13 protein-coding genes are annotated in these 18464 nt (G+C 52.9%); 4 read left to right on the top strand and 9 right to left on the bottom strand.

The features are described 5' to 3' along the window. Window positions 1-63: 63 nt before the first annotated feature. Window positions 64-1068 carry a nucleoid-associated protein YejK gene (gene yejK / locus PO881_RS12885; protein ID WP_101763686.1) on the top strand — a complete coding sequence of 335 codons (1005 nt, stop codon included), beginning with the start codon at window positions 64-66 and terminating at the stop codon, window positions 1066-1068. Window positions 1069-1103: 35 nt separating this feature from the next. Here yejK and PO881_RS12880 read toward each other — a convergent pair whose 3' ends face one another. The 3 genes from PO881_RS12880 to PO881_RS12870 all read right to left on the bottom strand — a co-directional run bounded on the left by PO881_RS12880 (window position 1104) and on the right by PO881_RS12870 (window position 7321). Then, entirely contained in the window at window positions 1104-4934 is a 3831-nt protein-coding gene (locus PO881_RS12880; protein WP_280171889.1) for a S6 family peptidase, read from the bottom strand. Between the two features lie 216 nt (window positions 4935-5150). Continuing rightward, on the bottom strand, window positions 5151-5435 hold the full coding sequence (gene rplY / locus PO881_RS12875; protein ID WP_101763688.1) for a 50S ribosomal protein L25: 285 nt from the start codon (window positions 5433-5435) through the stop codon (window positions 5151-5153). A 131-nt stretch (window positions 5436-5566) separates the two neighbouring features. Continuing rightward, window positions 5567-7321 (bottom strand): DEAD/DEAH box helicase family protein, encoded by a 1755-nt coding sequence (locus PO881_RS12870; RefSeq protein WP_280171888.1) that lies wholly within the window; start codon window positions 7319-7321, stop codon window positions 5567-5569. Window positions 7322-7487: 166 nt separating this feature from the next. Between PO881_RS12870 and rsuA the strand changes: the two genes are divergently transcribed. The 3 genes from rsuA (at window position 7488) to PO881_RS12855 (ending at window position 10080) form a co-directional block, all read left to right on the top strand. After that, the gene (gene rsuA / locus PO881_RS12865; protein WP_280171887.1) at window positions 7488-8210 is read left to right on the top strand and encodes a 16S rRNA pseudouridine(516) synthase RsuA; all 723 of its coding nucleotides are present in this window, start codon (window positions 7488-7490) and stop codon (window positions 8208-8210) included. Window positions 8211-8222: 12 nt separating this feature from the next. Continuing rightward, window positions 8223-9416 (top strand): Bcr/CflA family multidrug efflux MFS transporter, encoded by a 1194-nt coding sequence (locus tag PO881_RS12860; RefSeq protein WP_137386172.1) that lies wholly within the window; start codon window positions 8223-8225, stop codon window positions 9414-9416. Between the two features lie 337 nt (window positions 9417-9753). Next, window positions 9754-10080 carry a hypothetical protein gene (locus PO881_RS12855; protein WP_101763692.1) on the top strand — a complete coding sequence of 109 codons (327 nt, stop codon included), beginning with the start codon at window positions 9754-9756 and terminating at the stop codon, window positions 10078-10080. Here the strand turns inward: PO881_RS12855 and yejF are convergent. The 6 genes from yejF to mepS form a co-directional block, all read right to left on the bottom strand. Next, window positions 10074-11663, bottom strand: coding sequence for a microcin C ABC transporter ATP-binding protein YejF (gene yejF / locus PO881_RS12850; RefSeq protein ID WP_280171886.1), 1590 nt, complete (start codon window positions 11661-11663; stop codon window positions 10074-10076). The genes PO881_RS12855 and yejF overlap by 7 nt on opposite strands. After that, window positions 11664-12686, bottom strand: coding sequence for a microcin C ABC transporter permease (locus tag PO881_RS12845; protein WP_101763694.1), 1023 nt, complete (start codon window positions 12684-12686; stop codon window positions 11664-11666). Next, window positions 12686-13777, bottom strand: coding sequence for a microcin C ABC transporter permease YejB (locus PO881_RS12840; protein WP_137386169.1), 1092 nt, complete (start codon window positions 13775-13777; stop codon window positions 12686-12688). Before PO881_RS12840 ends, PO881_RS12845 begins: the two co-directional genes overlap by 1 nt. 10 nt (window positions 13778-13787) lie before the next feature. Beyond that, complete coding sequence (locus PO881_RS12835; RefSeq protein ID WP_280171885.1) at window positions 13788-15596, bottom strand: extracellular solute-binding protein; 1809 nt, start codon at window positions 15594-15596, stop codon at window positions 13788-13790. 65 nt (window positions 15597-15661) lie between these two features. Next, entirely contained in the window at window positions 15662-17227 is a 1566-nt protein-coding gene (locus PO881_RS12830; protein ID WP_277973819.1) for a cyclic di-GMP phosphodiesterase, read from the bottom strand. 280 nt (window positions 17228-17507) lie between these two features. Beyond that, window positions 17508-18083 (bottom strand): bifunctional murein DD-endopeptidase/murein LD-carboxypeptidase, encoded by a 576-nt coding sequence (gene mepS / locus PO881_RS12825; protein WP_008105015.1) that lies wholly within the window; start codon window positions 18081-18083, stop codon window positions 17508-17510. Window positions 18084-18464: the final 381 nt, after the last annotated feature.

Below are 18464 nucleotides of genomic sequence, written 5' to 3'. Positions count from 1 at the left end.
GGCAGTTGAAAGCGGCTGCGGGCGGTGTTTGAATACGCGCCTGAGCTAAAAGGAGAGTCTACCATGAGTCTGGATATCGACCAGATTGCCCTGCATCAGTTAGTTAAACGTGATGAAAACCAGCTTGAACTGGTACTGCGCGACACCTTGCTGCCTGCAACCCGCGCGGTTGAAGAGATGGCAGAAGAGTTGCACCGGGTTTATAGCGCCAAAAGCAAAGCTTACGGCCTGTTTAACGAAGATAGCGAACTGGCCGATGCGTTGCGTAACTGCCGCAAAGGGGAAGATGACTTTCTGGCGTTTAGCCGTGCGGCAACCGGACGTCTGCGTGATGAACTGAGCAAATATCCGTTTGCGGAAGGCGGCGTGGTGCTGTTTTTACACTATCGCTATCTGGCCGTGGAATATTTGCTGATTGCGGTTCTCAACAGCCAGTCGAGCATGCGCGTTAACGAGCAGCTGGATATCAGCAGCACCCATTATCTCGATATCAATCATGCGGATATTGTGGCGCGTATCGATCTCACCGAGTGGGAAACTAACCCGGAATCCACCCGTTATCTGACCTTCCTGCGCGGTCGCGTGGGGCGTAAAGTAGCGGATTTCTTCATGGATTTCCTTGGCGCTAGCGTCGGTCTGGACACCAAAGCGCAAAACCGTGGGCTGCTGCAAGCGGTTGATGATTACTGCGCCGAATCGGATCTCGATAAAAACGAGCGTCAGAACTATCGTCAGCAGGTTTACAGCTACTGTAACGATCAGCTGCAGGCCGGCGAAGAGATTGCGCTACACGATCTCTCCAGTGAATTACCGCCGCTGGGAGAAAAAACGTTTCAGGCCTTTACCCAGGAGCAAGGTTACGAGCTGGAAGAGACCTTCCCAGCGGATCGTAGCACCTTGCGCCAGTTGACCAAGTTTGCGGGTAGCGGCGGCGGATTAACTCTGAACTTTGATGCCATGCTGCTCGGCGAGCGTATCTTCTGGGATCCCACCACCGACACGCTGACCATTAAAGGCACGCCACCGAATTTGCGCGATCAGCTGCAACGCCGCACCAGCAGTAAATGAAAAAAGCCGGGTCACCAAAGTGCCCGGCTTTTCTATCAGAACGAATAGTTTATGCCACTGCTGATGAGGGAATCGGTGCGGAACTTGCCACCAAAGCTATGCTTCGCGCCAATATTCGCTGACCAGTTGTCGCTGATTTTCCCTTCTAAACCCAGATGAACCCGATAACGATCGTCATCCAGCGCGCCATAAACGCGTCGGCTGTGGCGATCCTCAAGGGTTAGTGAAGAGCCAGAACGGCCCGGTGAAAATTGTTTTTCAACGGTGGCGCTGAATCGCACGCGTGGCAGCAGCGTACCGAGCCCCTGCTTGCTGACTTCAATACCCGGCGCGAGTCCCCACGGCATGGCTGAACTCAGGGCAATGCTGGCCTCTCTGCTTTCCAGCGTGTAACCCGGTAAATAGCCTGCGCTGACTTTCAGGTAAGGCGATAGCGTGAAAGACGCATCCAGCAGAGGGTAGGATTTACCCCATTTTGCACTGCCTGCCAGCATATGGCTGGTTTTTGAGGTGCTTTTTACTCCCAATACCGGGTCAAGGTGAATGTCCTGACGCAGATTCAGGTAGCTGGCAGCAAGATCCATAAACCATCCTTCATCGCTCATTCCGCTTGCATACAGGCCCAGAGTGCTCAGTTTATGGCTAATGCTGGCTTCGTCCCCGGCATTTCCCTGGCTGTAACTGGCGGTCACGCCATAAAGCCAGGCATCCGCTTGCGCATCGGCGCCGATCTCTAGCCTGCTGTCTTTTAACGTTACGCTATCCATTCTGCCGCGATTTTGGCTGAGACTGGCCCATGCGCCGCTATTTTCATGGTTACCGCGCAGTAGCTGAGCGCGATCGGTCAGCATATTGCTGATTTCACTGAACAGGTAGTGGCGCGAAGCGAGCAGGGCGCGCGTACTCTGCACCAGCGGCTGATTATCAATGATCTCAAACCAGTCTTCTGCAGTACCCGGATTTGGCGTGATCTCGGGCTCAGGTTTCACTTCAGGCTCAGGCTTAACTTCCGGTTCAGGCTTAACTTCCGGTTCAGGCGTAATGTCGGGTTCGGGATGAGTTTCCGGATCGGGGTCAATTATCGGATCGGGTGGTAACACCGGATCCGGCGTTTTGGCAATGATCCATTTCACGCGACCATTCTCTTCCACAACCTGATAATCAGCGGTATAGAGCGAGAACCCGCGTTTGACCGGAGGTAGCGTGAAATAGTCGTGCGCGGTTCCGGCGGGCGCGTTCACCAGCACGATCTCTTTCGCGATGCGGTTGGGGAAGGTTTCACCCAGCATAAAACCAAGATCGAGGGTGTTGCTGCCGCCCTGCACGCTGGACCCAATGTATAAACTGTCGCTAATGGCGGACTGCGGCGCGATGCCGAAACCAAGCTGCAGATGATTTGCCGTCAGATGTTCCACAGAGAGCAGCTTCGGCGTCCAGGCCATTTCATCTGCAGCAAGAAGCGAGATGATACCGCCTTTACCTGCATCCATCCGATGCAAGCGGCTGTTACCATTCATGTTCCAGAATGTTTCACTGCTCAGGGTGACTCTCGCTGAGTGACTGTCGTTGATGTGGCCGTGGTAATCGACTTTGCCAAGATGAAGCAATGCGTTATCGCCCAGCGTGATATTGCCCTCAACCGAGCTGGCGGGAAGGAAACGCAACTCTTCCGCGTTTCGCTGTGCAACTTTGCAGCTGCCCTTAGTGCTTTGCACCGGCGAGGTGCAGCGTAAAATTTGCTGCTCATCAGCAGCGTCGGGATGGTAGCCAAGGATAACCTGGCTGTTGTCGCCCGCCTGGATATCGGCTTTAACCTGCGCGTATTCACCGACCTGTAAACGTGCATTGTCATTGACTACAATGTTATTGGCGGTGAAAGAGGAAGTGTACCAATCGTTGTCAATGATCAGGCCGCCGGCATGAGGAACGGGTTGCCCGGACAGCAGAAGAATCCCCTTATTGACGCTGATATTTCCATTTAAATGGATATTACCGGTCAGTGCGAAATGTGTATTTCCACTCTCCGGAGATAAATTCACATCTAATGCACCATTATTTTTATCCGACGAGCGCGTGCCAATGTCTCCGCGGAAAACTAAATCATTTAACTGTGATAGTCGATAATCGACGGCTTGAACCAAATCATATCCCAGATACTTCCAGTCTTCATTGTCCTGCTGATTTGTGGGGAAGTACCAATACTTCTCTTTTTTTAATTGAAAATACTCTTTACGTTGCGTTCTCGAATTATAATATTCATAAATATCACCAATATTACCAATGTCGACACTGCTCCAGGTGTTAATGTTGATATCGCTACGTGAGTACCCTGTAAGCGTTAGACTGGCCGAGGTTAACTCACTCTGATTGATCACTGCCGCACCGCTATCCGTGTGATTAATCTTTCGCATTATGAGATTATTACCATTAAGATCCAATGTCCCCCCACGATAACCAAAATAAATGTTATCAGGATTAACCTGGTCTTCGCTCGCTAAAATAACGGTAGGCCGACCGCTCGCTAAATACAGTCGAGAAAATGCCTGGCGATTTCCTTGCGCATCTTTTTGTTGATCCAGAATAACGGTCCCATGGCCGATATTCAGTCCGCCTTCATTGACACCCGTAGCATTAATATGTAAGACGCCACCGCCAATTTTGTGTAAATCATCATCTTTTAGTCCATTCACTTGCCAGATGACTTTTTTTCCTTCATCGATTTCAACGCCGCCGCCCACCCAGGTTGCGCCCAGATTCTCTGCAGATTTCAGGGTGTAGTTATTAGAAAACTGTAGTTTGCCTGCTCCCAGATTAACGGCCTCATTAAGAATAATGTCTCCGCCCGCGCCGTTAAAGCGAATATCTTTGGTTGCATCAAGTTCAATAAGGCTGGCTTTGCCTGGCGCCAAGTGACGATATGTGTTGTCTAAACCTTGCCAACCCCAGTTTTTACTGCCCTGAACCAGCTTATCTGCATTCCAGTAAATCGGGCCATTATTCGCAAAATCAGTGACATCGGGAGAGATATTGTTGGCAATAATCCCATTAAAATATTCTTCATTAAAACGCGTTGAGATAACTTTGCGACCATAAGGCGTTGCGCTACCATAACCACCATAATGTACACCAGCAAGTTTCCATTTTTTATCAACATTGTCGTAGACATAAATAGGGCTGCCACTGTCACCGCCGCCGGTTGATATTGATAAAGCGGATGAATATTGATGGCCAGGTTCATATTGAATCCAATAGAAATCGTCATTTTTTTCTTTGTTGAAGGTAATGGTGTCAATATTAATTGTTCCACCCGCTAACCATTTATAGGCACTGGCCAGGAACTCTTTCTCAGTGAGGTCATTCGAGATCTGTGTCATTTCACCAGCACCCGCGCGCACATAAGCAATATACCGAGAGCCATGTCCTTTCTGAAGCTCATTACGTTCCACATAATCTATTGGCGCTACTTCGGTTACAACTTTGTTTAACCGTGGCAGAATATTATCCTGAACGGCGGATTGATTGCGGTTAATAAAAAGATAACGGGTGGAATAAGCAGAAGGACCGCCAAAATAAACGCTACCCAAAGCGGTTACGTGCCGTGTGGTGGTTACATAGGATGGATTAATTAATGTGGCAAACCCGCGACGAGATACACTGCTAAGGTCGGGCATGGCAAAATCAAGATAACCACTCAGCTCGCCATCTTTTTTAAAAATGGGAATATTGCTTAAGCCGACACGATATTTACCCATATTTTCGGCAAAATCACGGTATTCTTGCACGTTAATGTCATGACGCATTACGCCCGCATAGCCAGAAAATGAGATGAGTATGATGCCATAGCCCAAGGCAGTTATTTTTTTCACTTGAAGTCCTTGCAGACAAATTCTGGAGAAATGTTAAAACGGCATTCTCCATGGTTTGTGAAAGCTTCACGGTAAAGAACAGTCTCAAATAAACGAAAGCAGAGAGAAATGAAAGACAGGGGTTTTTAGGAAGGGAAGATATCGGGTTATTTTTTATGCCTAAAATAAAAGGGCCGGTTTCGCAACCGGCCCTTCTACCTTCAACTCATTCAGCGATTAAGCGCGAACGAAGTCGATGTGGAAAAGTTTTGGCTTGAACGGATGACGCTGTACCGCCTGAGCTTTAACTTTAACTTCTTTGCCATCAACCGCGATGGTCAGCACTTCGCTGTAGAACTCAGGTTTAACCTGTACGTTCATCACTGCATCGTGGTCGAGTTCGATAGCAATTGGTGCTTCATTTCCGCCATAGATGATGGCCGGGAATTTGTTTGCTACACGCAGGCGGCGGCTCGCACCCTTACCCTGGTCTTTACGTACTTCAGCGTTAATAGTGAACATTTGATGTCTCTTCAATAGTTCCTGCTACAGGCGACCCAGCAACAGGACGGTTATTCAAACTGCTTTTACGGATGCAAAAGCGGGCGGCATTATAGCCCCAATGATGCTGCAGGGGCAAATGATTCCGCCGCTTAACGCAGCTCATTGGCACGGCGATAACGGCCCTGATAATCAAACATTTTTTCGCGAATCTGCCAGAAATGGCCTTTTGCGCGTGCCACCACAAAGTCCGGATGACGCAATAAAGGCTGTAAGGCGATGACATCCGCTGCGGTTTGCCAGCCAAGTTCCACGCCCGGCGCGCGCTGATGCGGGCGCATAAACAGCTGCTCAAAGGCTTTACGTTGTGCTGGCGTTTGCAGGCGAAAACGCTCGCTGACGCTGGTGCCATCTTCATCGAAATAGGTGGCTTTCAGCCATTCGCCTTTATCATCGCGCCCTTGCTCCAGCGTCATGCCGGCGCAGCGCAACACGCGCGCATCTTTCAGTTTCAGGGCCGCTTTCAGCATGTCATCCGGGTCGACCAGAATTTTGTCGCATTGATGGCAGCGCCGCGCGGCGATGTCATTCTCGGCGCCGCAATCCGGGCAGCTTTTGAAGCGAAAGCGATAATCACACTGTTCGCGCTCGCCTTCATCATCTTCCAGCACGCCCTGACAGCGGCGGCCAAAATGCTCGATGATGTGTCCATCTTCGGTGGTTTTGCCCCAGAAGGTATTGGCGAAACCGCAGGCGGGACAAAACACCTGCACCGGCTGATTGTCGCTGGCCCCTTTCGGCGCGCCGACTTCGGGGGTGAAAAGATCGTGTGGATTACCGGCGTAATCCAGCACCAGACAATCGGTTTTGCCGGGTGACAAGCGTAAACCGCGACCGACGATCTGCTGGTAGAGGCTAACGGATTCGGTAGGGCGCAAAATGGCGATCAAATCCACGTGGGGCGCGTCAAAGCCAGTGGTCAGAACGGCAACGTTGACCAGGAACTTCAGCTGCTGCGCTTTAAATGCACCAATTAAGCGGTCACGATCCTTCACTGCCGTTTCCGCCGAGACCAGCGCGCTGTTTTCAGGCAGCAGCGTGAGGATTTCACGGGCATGTTCCACGGTTGAGGCAAACACCATCACGCCACGGCGATCTTCAGCAAACTCAATAATCTGGCGAATAATATGCGGCGTTACGCGATGCTGTTGTTTCAGCTCGCGGTTGAGATCGGCTTCGCTAAACAGGCCATTATTTTGCGGGATCAGGCGGCTGAAATCGTACTGCACCACCGGCATATCTAAGCGCTCCGGCGGCACCAGAAAGCCGTGTTTGATCATATAGCGCAGCGGCAGCTCATAAATGCAGTCGCGGAACAGCGCTTTCTCATCGCCGCGCACCATGCCGTGATAGTGGAACTGATATATCCAGCCTTTGCCGAGTCGGAAGGGCGTGGCGGTCAAACCCAACAGGCGCAACTGCGGATTGTGCTGCCGCAGGTGGGCGAACAGCAGCTGATACTGGCTCTCTTCGTTATCGCTGATGCGGTGACACTCATCAACGATCACCAGTGAAAAGGCGCTATCGAAGCGATCAAGATTGCGTGCTACCGACTGCACGCTGCCAAACACCACTTTGCTTTCGCTCTGTTTGCGCTGCAAACCCGCGGCGAAGATGTCTGCTTCAAGTCCATAAGCCTGATATTTGCTGTGATTCTGCTCCACCAGCTCTTTGACGTGGGCCAGCACCAATACCCGTCCACGCGCTAGCCGCGCCAGTTCAGCAATCACCAGACTCTTACCCGCCCCGGTCGGCAGCACAATCACCGCAGGCGTGGTATGGCGACGAAAGTGGTTGAGGGTGGCGTCAACCGCCTCTTGTTGGTATGGGCGCAGGGAGAATGACATCGGGGCAAACTTTTTTCTGGAACGGACGCGCATTATGCCATGAAAGCCAGTTAAACGCAGGTTCACTACTGTTAGCACTCTAAGGATCAAGCTATACTGCCCACACTTTCTTAACGGACAAAAACACCGTTTCAGTTTCCCCCGCAGTAACAGGCAAAACGAATTCATGCGACTCGAAAAATTCATATCTCAGCAACTGGAAGTTAGCCGTGCTATCGCCGGACGCGAAATCCGCGCCAAAAAAGTCACCATTAACGGCGAAGTTGTGCGCGATGCGGCATACAAAGTACAGCCAGACGATGAAGTCGAATACGACGGCAATCCGCTGGTGGTGCAGCAAGGACCGCGCTATTTCATGCTGAATAAGCCGCAGGGTTACGTCTGCTCAACCGACGATCCCGATCATCCCACCGTGCTGTTCTTTATCGAAGAACCCGCGGCGTTCAAGCTGCATGCGGCGGGCCGTCTGGATATCGACACCACTGGTTTGGTGCTGCTGACCGACGATGGCCAATGGTCACACCGCATTACCTCACCGAAGCATCACCTGGAAAAAACCTATCTGGTGGAAGTGGAGGAGCCAATCGATCCTGTCCTGGTTGAGAAGTTCGCTGCGGGTGTACAGCTGCAAAATGAAAAAGAGCTCACCAAGCCAGCCGTGCTAGAGATTCTCGATGAGAAAGCCGCCCGTTTGACTATCAGCGAAGGGCGTTACCATCAGGTCAAACGCATGTTTGCGGCGATGGGTAACCATGTCTCAGCGCTGCATCGCGAACGTATTGGTGACATCGAGCTGGATGAAGATCTCGGCGAAGGTGAATATCGTGAACTGACCCAGCAAGAGGTCGACAGCATCGGCCTGCCAGAAGAACTCAAACAACGTAAATAGCGGGAGAACGCGGTGCGCAAGGAAAAGAATTCACCGGTCGGTTTAGTGGTCATCCTCGGATTGCTGGCAATGCTGATGCCGCTCTCTATCGATATGTATCTGCCGGCCATGCCGCAAATCGCCCATGAGTTTGCGGTTTCAGCGGGCAGTGTGCAGATGACGCTCAACCTTTACATCCTCGGTTTCGCCATTGGCCAGTTAGTTTATGGTCCACTGGCAGACAGCTACGGACGTAAACCGGTGATTGTGCTGGGAACGCTAATTTTTGCCTGCGCCGCCGCGGCTTGCGCGCTGTCACAAACCATCGATCAGCTGATCTTTATGCGCTTCCTGCACGGCTTATCGGCCGCCGCTGCCAGCGTGGTGATCAACGCCTTGATGCGCGACACCTACTCGAAAGAGGACTTCTCGCGCATGATGTCATTCGTGATGCTGGTGACCACCATCGCGCCGCTGCTGGCACCGATTATCGGTGGCTGGCTGCTGTTGCTGTGGAACTGGCACGCCATTTTCTGGACGCTGGCGGGCGCTGCGCTGATCACCACGGTTCTGGTGGTGACGCAAATTCGTGAAACGCTTAAGCCCGAACAGCGCCAGCGCTTTCATCTGCGGACCACGCTGGGCAACTTTGTGGCGCTGGTGCGCCACAAGCGCGCCTTCAGTTACATGCTGGCAAGCGGTTTCTCCTTTGCCGGATTATTCACCTTCCTCAACGCCGGTCCGTTTGTCTACATCGAAGTGAACCACGTTTCCCCGCAGAACTTTGGCTATTACTTTGGCCTGAACGTGGTGTTCCTGTTCGTGATGACGTTGATCAACAGCCGCGCCGTGCGCCGTTTTGGTCCGGTGAAAATGTTCCGCATGGGATTGTTGATTCAGTTCGCGATGGGCGTTTGGCTGTTGATTTCCAGCGCGCTGGATTTGGGCTTCTTGTCGCTGGTGTTTGGCGTGGCGATGTTTATTGGCTGCGTCTCGACGGTGTCGTCGAACGCGATGGCGGTGATTCTGGATGAGTTTCCGCATATGGCGGGCACCGCTTCTTCGCTGGCGGGAACGCTGCGTTTTGGCGTCGGTGCTTTAGTCGGCGCGCTGCTCTCATTAGTCAGCATTAACAGCGCCTGGCCGATGGTTGCCACCATTGCGCTGTGCGCCACAATTTCGATTGTGCTGTTCACCTATGCTTCGCGGCCTCAACAGCCGGCGTGACATCCCCAGGGTCGTCATAAATGGCGACCTGGCCTCTCTTAATTCTTCTCCCTCACTCGCTAATCCCCATTCATTCGTTATGCTTAATGTTTCCATTATGTGAAAATTTAGAGATAAAAAAGTAACGATAATGCGTCTAAAATGATTGTTAACCGCAGCCGAACACGGTAAACATAGGCATAAATGTGAGAAGCCTCGCAAATTATAAATTGGCTACACGCTTTGTGTTTAAAACGAGAAGGCAGACTGAATTGGTATTCAGAGCTAATCAGGTTGGGATTCACCACGTTGTGCCGTCGTCGTGAATAAAGTTAACGTCTCTGGGGGCCGTATAACTATGCTGCAACTTTCCGTTGTGCATCGCTTGCCACAACATTATCGCTGGTCGCTGGAACATGCGGGTGAAATTGTGCGTCAGGAAGCAGCGAATGGCGTGCATGCCGAAGATTTAGTGGTGCTGCGCCTGCTGAGTCATGATGGTCATCCGGCGCTGGAAATTCTGCACCAGCTGAAGGAGACGCTGGCGCAAATTCAGGTCGAGTGCAAAATCGCCGAGTGTGAAGGGCAGCCTTGCCTGCTGATTCAACGTGATGACGAAAGCGCGACCAACTGCTGCCTGAAAAATCAGGGTGTCGCTATCGCCGAAACCTTTGATGGTCACTGACTTAGATCTTTTCCCTGCGCAGACGCCAGTAGCTGCCGCGTGTAATCGGCTGCTGGTGCGTTAAACAGCGTTTCGCAATCACCTTGCTCCATCACTTCACCCTGACGCAGCACAATCAGCTGATGACAGAGCGCGCGCACCACCTGCAAATCATGGCTGATAAACAGATAGGCGAGCTGATGCTGCTGCTGCAAACGGCGCAGTAAGGTGAGAATTTGCTTCTGCACCGAGCGGTCCAGCGACGAGGTGGGTTCATCCAGCACAATCAGCTGCGGCTCCAGGATCAACGCGCGGGCGATCGCGATGCGCTGGCGCTGACCGCCTGAAAACTCCGCCGGATAGCGCGAGCGGCTGTCGGCATCGAGCCCCACTTCCTGCATCACCGCAATCACTTTGGCTTCCTGCTCCGCACTGCTCAGTTCCGGGCGATGCACCGCTAAACCTTCCGCAATCACCTGTTGCACCGTCATGCGCGGATTGAGCGACGAATTGGGATCCTGAAACACCACCTGAATGCGCTGGCGCAGCGGCAATAACTGCTTTGGCGACAGCTGATGCAGCGGCTGATCCTCGAACCAGATTTCACCGCGCGCGCTAATTAAACGCAGCAGCGCCAGGCCCGTTGTACTCTTGCCCGAACCCGATTCGCCCACCAGTCCGAGGCTTTCGCCACGCCGCAGGGTAAAGCTAAGATCCTTCAGCGCCATCTTCTCTGCCACGGTGCGACGCAGCAATCCCCGCCGGATCGGGAAACCAACCTGTAAATTCTTCACCTGCAACAGCGATTGCGCATCCAGCAGCGGCACCGGTTCGCCATCCGGCTCGGCGGCGATCAGTTCGCGCGTATAGGGCTGCTGCGGCTGGCTGAACAGCATATCGCAGCGATTGTGTTCCACAGCGCGGCCATTGCGCATCACCGTGACGCTATGCGCCAGCTGACGCACAATATTCAGGTTATGGGTGATGAACAACATGCCCATGTTGAGTTCACGCTGCAGTTCGCGCAGCAGTTGCAGAATCTGCGCCTGAACCGTCACATCCAGTGCGGTGGTCGGTTCATCGGCGATCAGCAGCTTCGGCTGGGTTAGCAGCGCCATGGCGATCATCACGCGCTGTCGCTCACCACCAGAAAGCTGGTGCGGAAAATCTTGCAAGCGCGATGCCGCATGGCGAATGCCGACGCGATCCAGGCAGCTCAGCATTTCGCCACGCGCGGCTTCGCGCCGCATGCCGCGATGCACCGACAGCACTTCATACAGCTGCTTCTCCACGTTATGCAGTGGATTGAGCGACACCATCGGCTCCTGAAAAATCATCGCCATCTGGTTACCACGCAGCCCGCGCAGGGTGCGTTCGCTGGCTTGCAAAATATCCTGGCCGTTAAACAGAATTTCGCCTTGCGGATAGTTGACCGGCGGCTGCGGCAATAAGCGCATGATCGACAGCGCAGTCACGCTTTTACCGGAACCGGATTCGCCCACCAGCGCCAGCGTTTCGCCGGCGTCAATCTGCAGCGAAATGTCTTCTACCACGCGGCGATCCTGAAAGGCCACCGCCAGATGATTCACCGTTAACAGGCTCATTTAGCGTCCTCGGCTCGGGTCAAAGGCATCGCGTACCGCTTCGCCGATAAAGATCAGTAACGACAGCAGCAGGGCGAGGGCAAAGAAGCCCGCCAGTCCCAGCCACGGCGCCTGTAAATTGTTTTTGCCCTGTAACAGCAGCTCGCCAAGCGAGGGCGATCCCACTGGCAAACCAAAACCCAGGAAGTCCAGCGAAGTTAGCGTGGTGATTGAGCCGCACAGGATAAACGGCAAAAACGTCAGCGTGGCGACCATGGCGTTGGGCAGCATGTGGCGCAGCATAATGCGGCTATCGCTGACGCCGAGCGCGCGCGCCGCACGGATATAATCGTAGTTACGTGCGCGCAGGAATTCGGCGCGCACCACGCTTACCAGGCTCATCCAGCCAAACACCACTGTCACCAGCAGCAGCCACCAGAAGCCGGGCTGAATCACGCTGGAGAGCAGAATCAGCAGGAACAGCGATGGCATGCCGGACCACACTTCAATCAGACGCTGACCCACCAGATCAATGCGGCCACCGAAGTAGCCTTGCACCGCGCCGACTACGATGCCAATCACGCTGGAGAACAGCGTCAGCATGATGCCGAACAGCAATGAGATGCGCGTGCCATACAGCAAGCGTGCCAGCACATCACCACCGTTAGCATCGGTACCGAGCCAGTTTTGCGCCGAAGGTGGCGAAGGGAAGGGCACATCGGTGGCGAAGTTGATGGTGCTGTCGCTGAAGCGAATCGGTGCCCAGATCGCCCAACCTTGTTGATCGATGCGCTGCTTCAGCCAGGGATCCTGATAATCAGCGGGTGTGGAAAAATCGCCGCCGTAATCACTTTCGCTGTAGTTGAACAGCAGCGGCACGTACCAGCGCTGCTGATAATGCACCAGCAGCGGTTTGTCGTTGGCCAGCAACTCAGCGCCCAACGACAGGACAAAAATGATCAGGAAAATCCACAGCGACCAGTAACCGCGACGGTTATGGCGAAAACGCTGCCAGCGCTGCTGGTTAACCGGAGATAAGCGCATCAGCGTCCCTCAAAATCAATGCGCGGATCGACCAGCGTGTAGGTCAGATCGCTAAGAATGTTCATCAGCAGGCCAATCAAGGTGAAGATATAGAGCGTGCCAAACATCACCGGATAGTCGCGCTGAATGGTGGCGTCATAGCCGAGCAGGCCCAAACCATTGAGTGAGAACATCACCTCTATCAACACCGAGCTGGTGAAAAACATGCTGATAAAGGTGGCGGGGAAACCGGCGATCACCAGCAGCATGGCGTTGCGGAACACGTGGCCGTACAGCACGCGCTTCTCATCCAGCCCTTTGGCGCGCGCGGTGACCACATATTGTTTGCGGATCTCATCAAGGAACGAGTTTTTAGTCAGCATGGTCAGCGTGGCGAAACCGCCAATCACCGTAGCCAGCACCGGCAGCGTGATGTGCCACAGATAATCGCTGATTTTGCTGTACCACGGCAGCGCATCAAACTGCGGTGACGTCAGGCCGCGCAGCGGGAACCAGTCGAAATAGCTGCCGCCGGCGAACAGCACTATCAGCATGATGCCGAACAGAAATGCCGGGATCGAATAGCCAATGATGATAAAAGTGCTGCTCCAGATATCGAAAGCGCTGCCGTTACGCACCGCTTTTTTGATGCCCAGCGGAATTGATACCAGGTAAATGATCAAGGTGCTCCACAATCCCAGGCTGATGGAAACCGGCAAACTCTCTTTGATCAGCTGCAGCACCGATGCGCTGCGGAACAGGCTGTCGCCGAAGTCAAAACGAATATAGTTCCACAGCATTTCACCGTAACGCTGCAGCAGCGGTTTATCGAAGCCATAGCGATGCTTAATTTCCGCGATCACTTCCGGATCGAGTCCGCGTGCGCCGCGATATTGGCTGTCGCCGGGATTGTCACGCATTAGCGCACCGCGCGCGCCGCTGTCGCCGCCGCCTGAGCCAGGAATGCCGGTGCTGTGACCAAACTGCACATTGGCTAACGCCTGATCCACCGGGCCGCCCGGCGCAATCTGCACAATAAAGAAGTTCAGGGTGATGATCGCCCAAAGTGTCGGGATGATCAGCAGTAACCTGCGAAGAAAATAGGCTGCCAAACCGTGCTCCTCAGCGTCGATTGGCCGGCAATCGCCCGGCTTTGTTCACATCGTACCACCAGTTTTCCAGACCGGTAGCAAACGCGGGTTTAATCTCGGGATGGGAAAACTTGTCCCAATACGCCATGCGATCTTCCGCGCTGTACCACATCGGAATCATGTAGGCATTCCACAGCAGGATGCGATCCAGCGCCTGGCCGAGCGGCAGCAGCGCTTTCTCATCGCCCTGATGCTCAACGATCTGCTGCACAAAATGGTCGACTATGGGATCTTTCACGCGCGGCCTGTTCCAGGAAGAGTCAATAAATTGAGATTGCCAAATCGTTTGCAAGCTGGTCGAGGGCCATGGCATGGCGTAATAGAGCGATGGGATCATGTCGTAGTCGCCTTCGCGCATACGGCGGAGATATTGCGAGCTGTCAATCTGGCGCAGCGAGACCTGGATGCCAAGCCGTTGCAAGCTGTGCTGGAACGGCAACGCCCAGTCGTTTTGCGTACCGCTGCGCATCAGTAATTCGAAACGGAACGGCTGGCCGGATTTCACATTCACCAATTGCTGATTTCTGATTTCCCAACCCGCCGCTTTCAGCAAGTTCATGGCTTGCAACAGGTTGCCGCGATCGAAACCGCTGCCGTCAGAACGTGGCGGGGCATACTCATTGTTGAACACTTCGGGCGGCAGCTGCGCTTTGTAGGGCGCCAGCAGGATCAACTGCTCGGCTTTGGGATAGCCAAGCGCTGCATATTCAGTGTTCTGGAAATAGCTGCGCGTGCGTTTATAAGCGCCATAGAACAAGGCTTTGTTCATCCACTCGAAATCGAACGCCAGCGTGATGGCTTCACGCACGCGACGATCGGCGAACAGCGGTTTTTCGTTGTTAAATGCCAGCCATTGCGTGTCGGTGGAAACGGTGTTGGGAATGGTCGATTTGACGATGGCGTGACTGTCAAAGTTGCGACCGCGATATTGTGTCGCCCATTTCTTCGCTGAACTCTCTTCGCGCAAATCGTAAGCGCCGGCTTTAAAGGCCTCAAACGCCACGTTGTCATCAAGATAATAGTCATAACGCAAAGTATCGAAGTTAAAACGCCCGCGATTCACCGGCAGATTGGCGGCCCAGTAATCTTTCACCCGGCTGTACTGGATAAACTGACCCGATTTATAGGAGGTGACGCGATAAGGCCCGCTGGCCAGCGGCGGATAACCAATCGGCTCGTTAAACTTTTTGTTTTGCCAGAATTTTTCCGGGATGACCGGCAGCGTTAGCCAGCTGAGAATCCGATCTTTGTCCGGTTTCGGCATGTCGATACGCACGGTGAAACGGTTTAGCGCTTTCACTTGCACGTCACGAAACGCCACGCGGAACTGCGGCACACCTTCCGTCATGAATTTCTGGAAGGTGAAAGCCACATCCTGCGCGGTAATCGGTGTTCCGTCCTGAAACTGTGCATGAGGATTGATCGACACTTCCATCCAGCGATAGTCGTCGGGATAGCGCGCTGATTCCGCGATCAGCGGATAGTAGCTGCCAGGTTCATCATCGGAGGTGGTAAACAAGCCGTCATACAGCGTATCGGTACCGATGCCGGGATTGCCGCGCGAGGCGAAACGATTGAAGTTGTCGTAGGTGCCCACCACCGCCAGCGTGATTTTGCCGCCTTTGGGCGCGGCGGGATTGGCGTAATCGTAGTGAGTGAAATTCACCGCATATTTCGGCTCGCCCAGTTTAGCGAAGGCATAGCTTTCATTGATGGTGGCGGCATGCAGCGGCGCAATGGCGCTACAAATGAATAACGCTGTGACAAGACGCAGCAGCATAAGTGGGGCGATCTCCTGTGGTGTTCCGCACTTTATGGTAGCAGTTTCATGGGGTTCGCGTGATGTTAACTCAGTGCGCGCTGGCGTTGATAATAGCTGACGAGGTTTTCGGGGCGTAACGGACGACTAAACAGATAGCCCTGCAAATGCGTCACGCCGCGATTCACCAGCCACGCCGCCTGATCGCCCGTTTCGACCCCTTCAGCGACGGTTTTGAGATTGAGTTTTTTCGCCAGCAGCAGCACTGCATCAAGCACCGGTGAGGTGACAGTTTCTGTACCAATGCTTTGCACAAAACCGCGATCGATTTTCAGGTAATCGAACGGATATTTTTCCAGATAGATCAGCGCGCTATGCCCGGTGCCGAAATCATCAATCGCTATTTTAAAATTGTTCTCATGTAGCCAGGCGAAGATTTCTCCCGCGCTTTTTTCACCGACCATGGTGCGTTCGGTAATCTCAAACACATAGTTGAAGTGATCGGTGGGCATGATGTTAATCCATGCCTGGACATCGCGCCGGAAGCTCTCTGAGGCGAGATGCAGCGGCGAGAGATTGAGGCTCAGGCGCGTGCCGCGCGGCAGCTGTTTACAGAGAAACTGGGCATCGCGCGCCACCAGCGTGAACAGATGTTGAGTTAGCGGAATAATCAGGTTTTGCGCTTCGGCGTAGCTGATAAAGGCATCCGGCGGAATCATGCCTTCAGTGGGATGCGTCCAGCGCAGCAGCGCTTCCACGCCGTAGGGTTGTCCATCGTGCGCAGTGACCAGCGGCTGGTATTCAACATGAAACTGGCCACGTTTAATGCCCTGCATGATCTCTTTGCCCGGCCGCTGATGTCGCGTCAGCAATAACCCGCTTAGGCCGGAAACCAGCAGTGAGAAGAGGATGCCGGTCAGCAACGTCAGTGAGTAATCGCGTGGCGCTAAGGTGGTGCCAAACAGCATGAAGCGTAGATCGCTGTTATTAAAGGCTATTTCATGCAGCGATGCCGGTAAATCACTCGCGCGTACCACATTGTTGCTGCCGCTCAACAGCGCTTTGTTGCCGACCACCAGCGCCATGCCGGTGATTTCGGGATGATAAGAGGCCAGCAGCTGATAAGGCGTCAGGCTGATGTTCATGGTGGCGAAAAGGCCGGTCTCGGCTGAACCTGGATTTTTCACCCATAGCACCAGCGCCGGTTTCTTCGGTAGCAATGGCGTGCCTTCCAGCAAGCGCATATCGCGATCGCGTTCCAGTTCAGACTCAGGAGAAATATCGTTTGCTGGCATCAGAAAAGCGCCGGTGGCAGAAGAGCAGTAAGCGTTGCCATCACGCACCAGCAGGATGGCGCGGATATTACCGGCAAAGGCGGCGCGAGAAGTGAGCTCACGACTGACGTTGTTGCAGGCTAACTGGGTGTATTGCTGTAAGGGATAAAGTGTATCGACCAGGCTTGCTATCACCTGTTGTAAATCGTCGCGGCTGTGTGCCAGAAGCTGTTCGTGTTGTTGTACACGTTTTTGCCAGGTGAGTGTTAATAGCACGGTGACAAAAAGCAGAAAGAATGCCGCGCCGATAATCGCACTATGCCAGGCGATACGGCGTGAATAACTGCTGTGGTGTTTTAATGTCCCTGACAGTGGCATGGAGTGCATTCCCCTTGTCTTGCCATTTTTTATTATGTTTATCGTTTGGTCACTACCCACTTCAGACCGCAGCCACGGTGATAACGGTGTCTGCAGCGCAATATCTGGGTATCAGGAAGTCAACGAGAATATAACGAGAGCGCGAAGAATGTCTCGTTATATTTTTGATTCTCAATTACTTTTTATCGGTTGGATTTGAGTTAAAAACTACGGGCGAAAAAAAACGCTGCCGGGGCAGCGTTTCCGATTCTCTGGCTGAGAGGATCATCAAAGAAATACGTTAGCTTGGGTTTTTAGCAAGAACCCGACGCGCTTCGCGGTAACGATTTTTCCAATAACTGTCATTCAGGTTGGAAATCATTACGCCACTGCTGGTGGACGCGTGAACAAAGTTATCGTTGCCAAGATAGATGCCCACGTGGCGACCGGTAGAACCGGCGCGGAACAGCACTAAGTCACCTGCGCGCAATTTATTGCGTGAAATCTCTTTGCCGGTGTCTTGCTGTTCTGACGTTGAGCGTGGCAAATCTAAACCGAACTGCTCGCGAAAGGTGCGCTGAACAAAAGCAGAACAATCAATGCCGCGTTTGGTGTCGCCGCCTAAGCGATAACGTACACCTTTCCAGTCACTGTACTGTTCCATGATGCGGGACTTAACGTCCACGTTCTGCACCATCTGTTCAAATTCGTCCTGAGACGCTTGAAGTAAAAAACCATTCTGGTTGTTAACTTCATGATTCTCGTTATTCGCGTTCTGACCGTTATGGGTACTGCTGCATGCTGATAAAAGTGTTGCGAGTGCTACCGCGGGAATGATCCGCCTGAGGTATCTCAGAATTGGTTGAGACTTGACCATTGTACGTGTTTTCCTTCGATTTCCTTACGACAGAATGTCGTCAGCCAGATGACAAAACGGATTGAGATTAATAAGTACGACCGTCTAAGACAAATCCTTAATTACTAAAATGTGTTAATGCACACATTTTTGTCGCTTTCAGCACCGCATTTTATGCTGTTGCTTACTAATCGGATTCGAGGTTAACCGATTACAGACCGCGTGGCGAGTGCTTTTATATAAATATTCAAAGGTTTTTTCGATGTGAAATCAATCTGTAACACAATGGCGAGTTTATCAACAATTGGCAGCGATTTAATAGCCAAACAGCGGTGCAATAAGGGGGTAATTCTGGCGCTAAGGCCGATTTTAAGAGGGTTCGGGCTGGACAACTTAGGATTA

Source organism: Pantoea sp. SS70 (genome assembly GCF_029866845.1).
Lineage (GTDB): Bacteria > Pseudomonadota > Gammaproteobacteria > Enterobacterales > Enterobacteriaceae > Pantoea > Pantoea leporis.
Note: the sequence above shows the minus strand (reverse complement) of the source record. Positions and strands in the feature narration are given on the sequence as shown.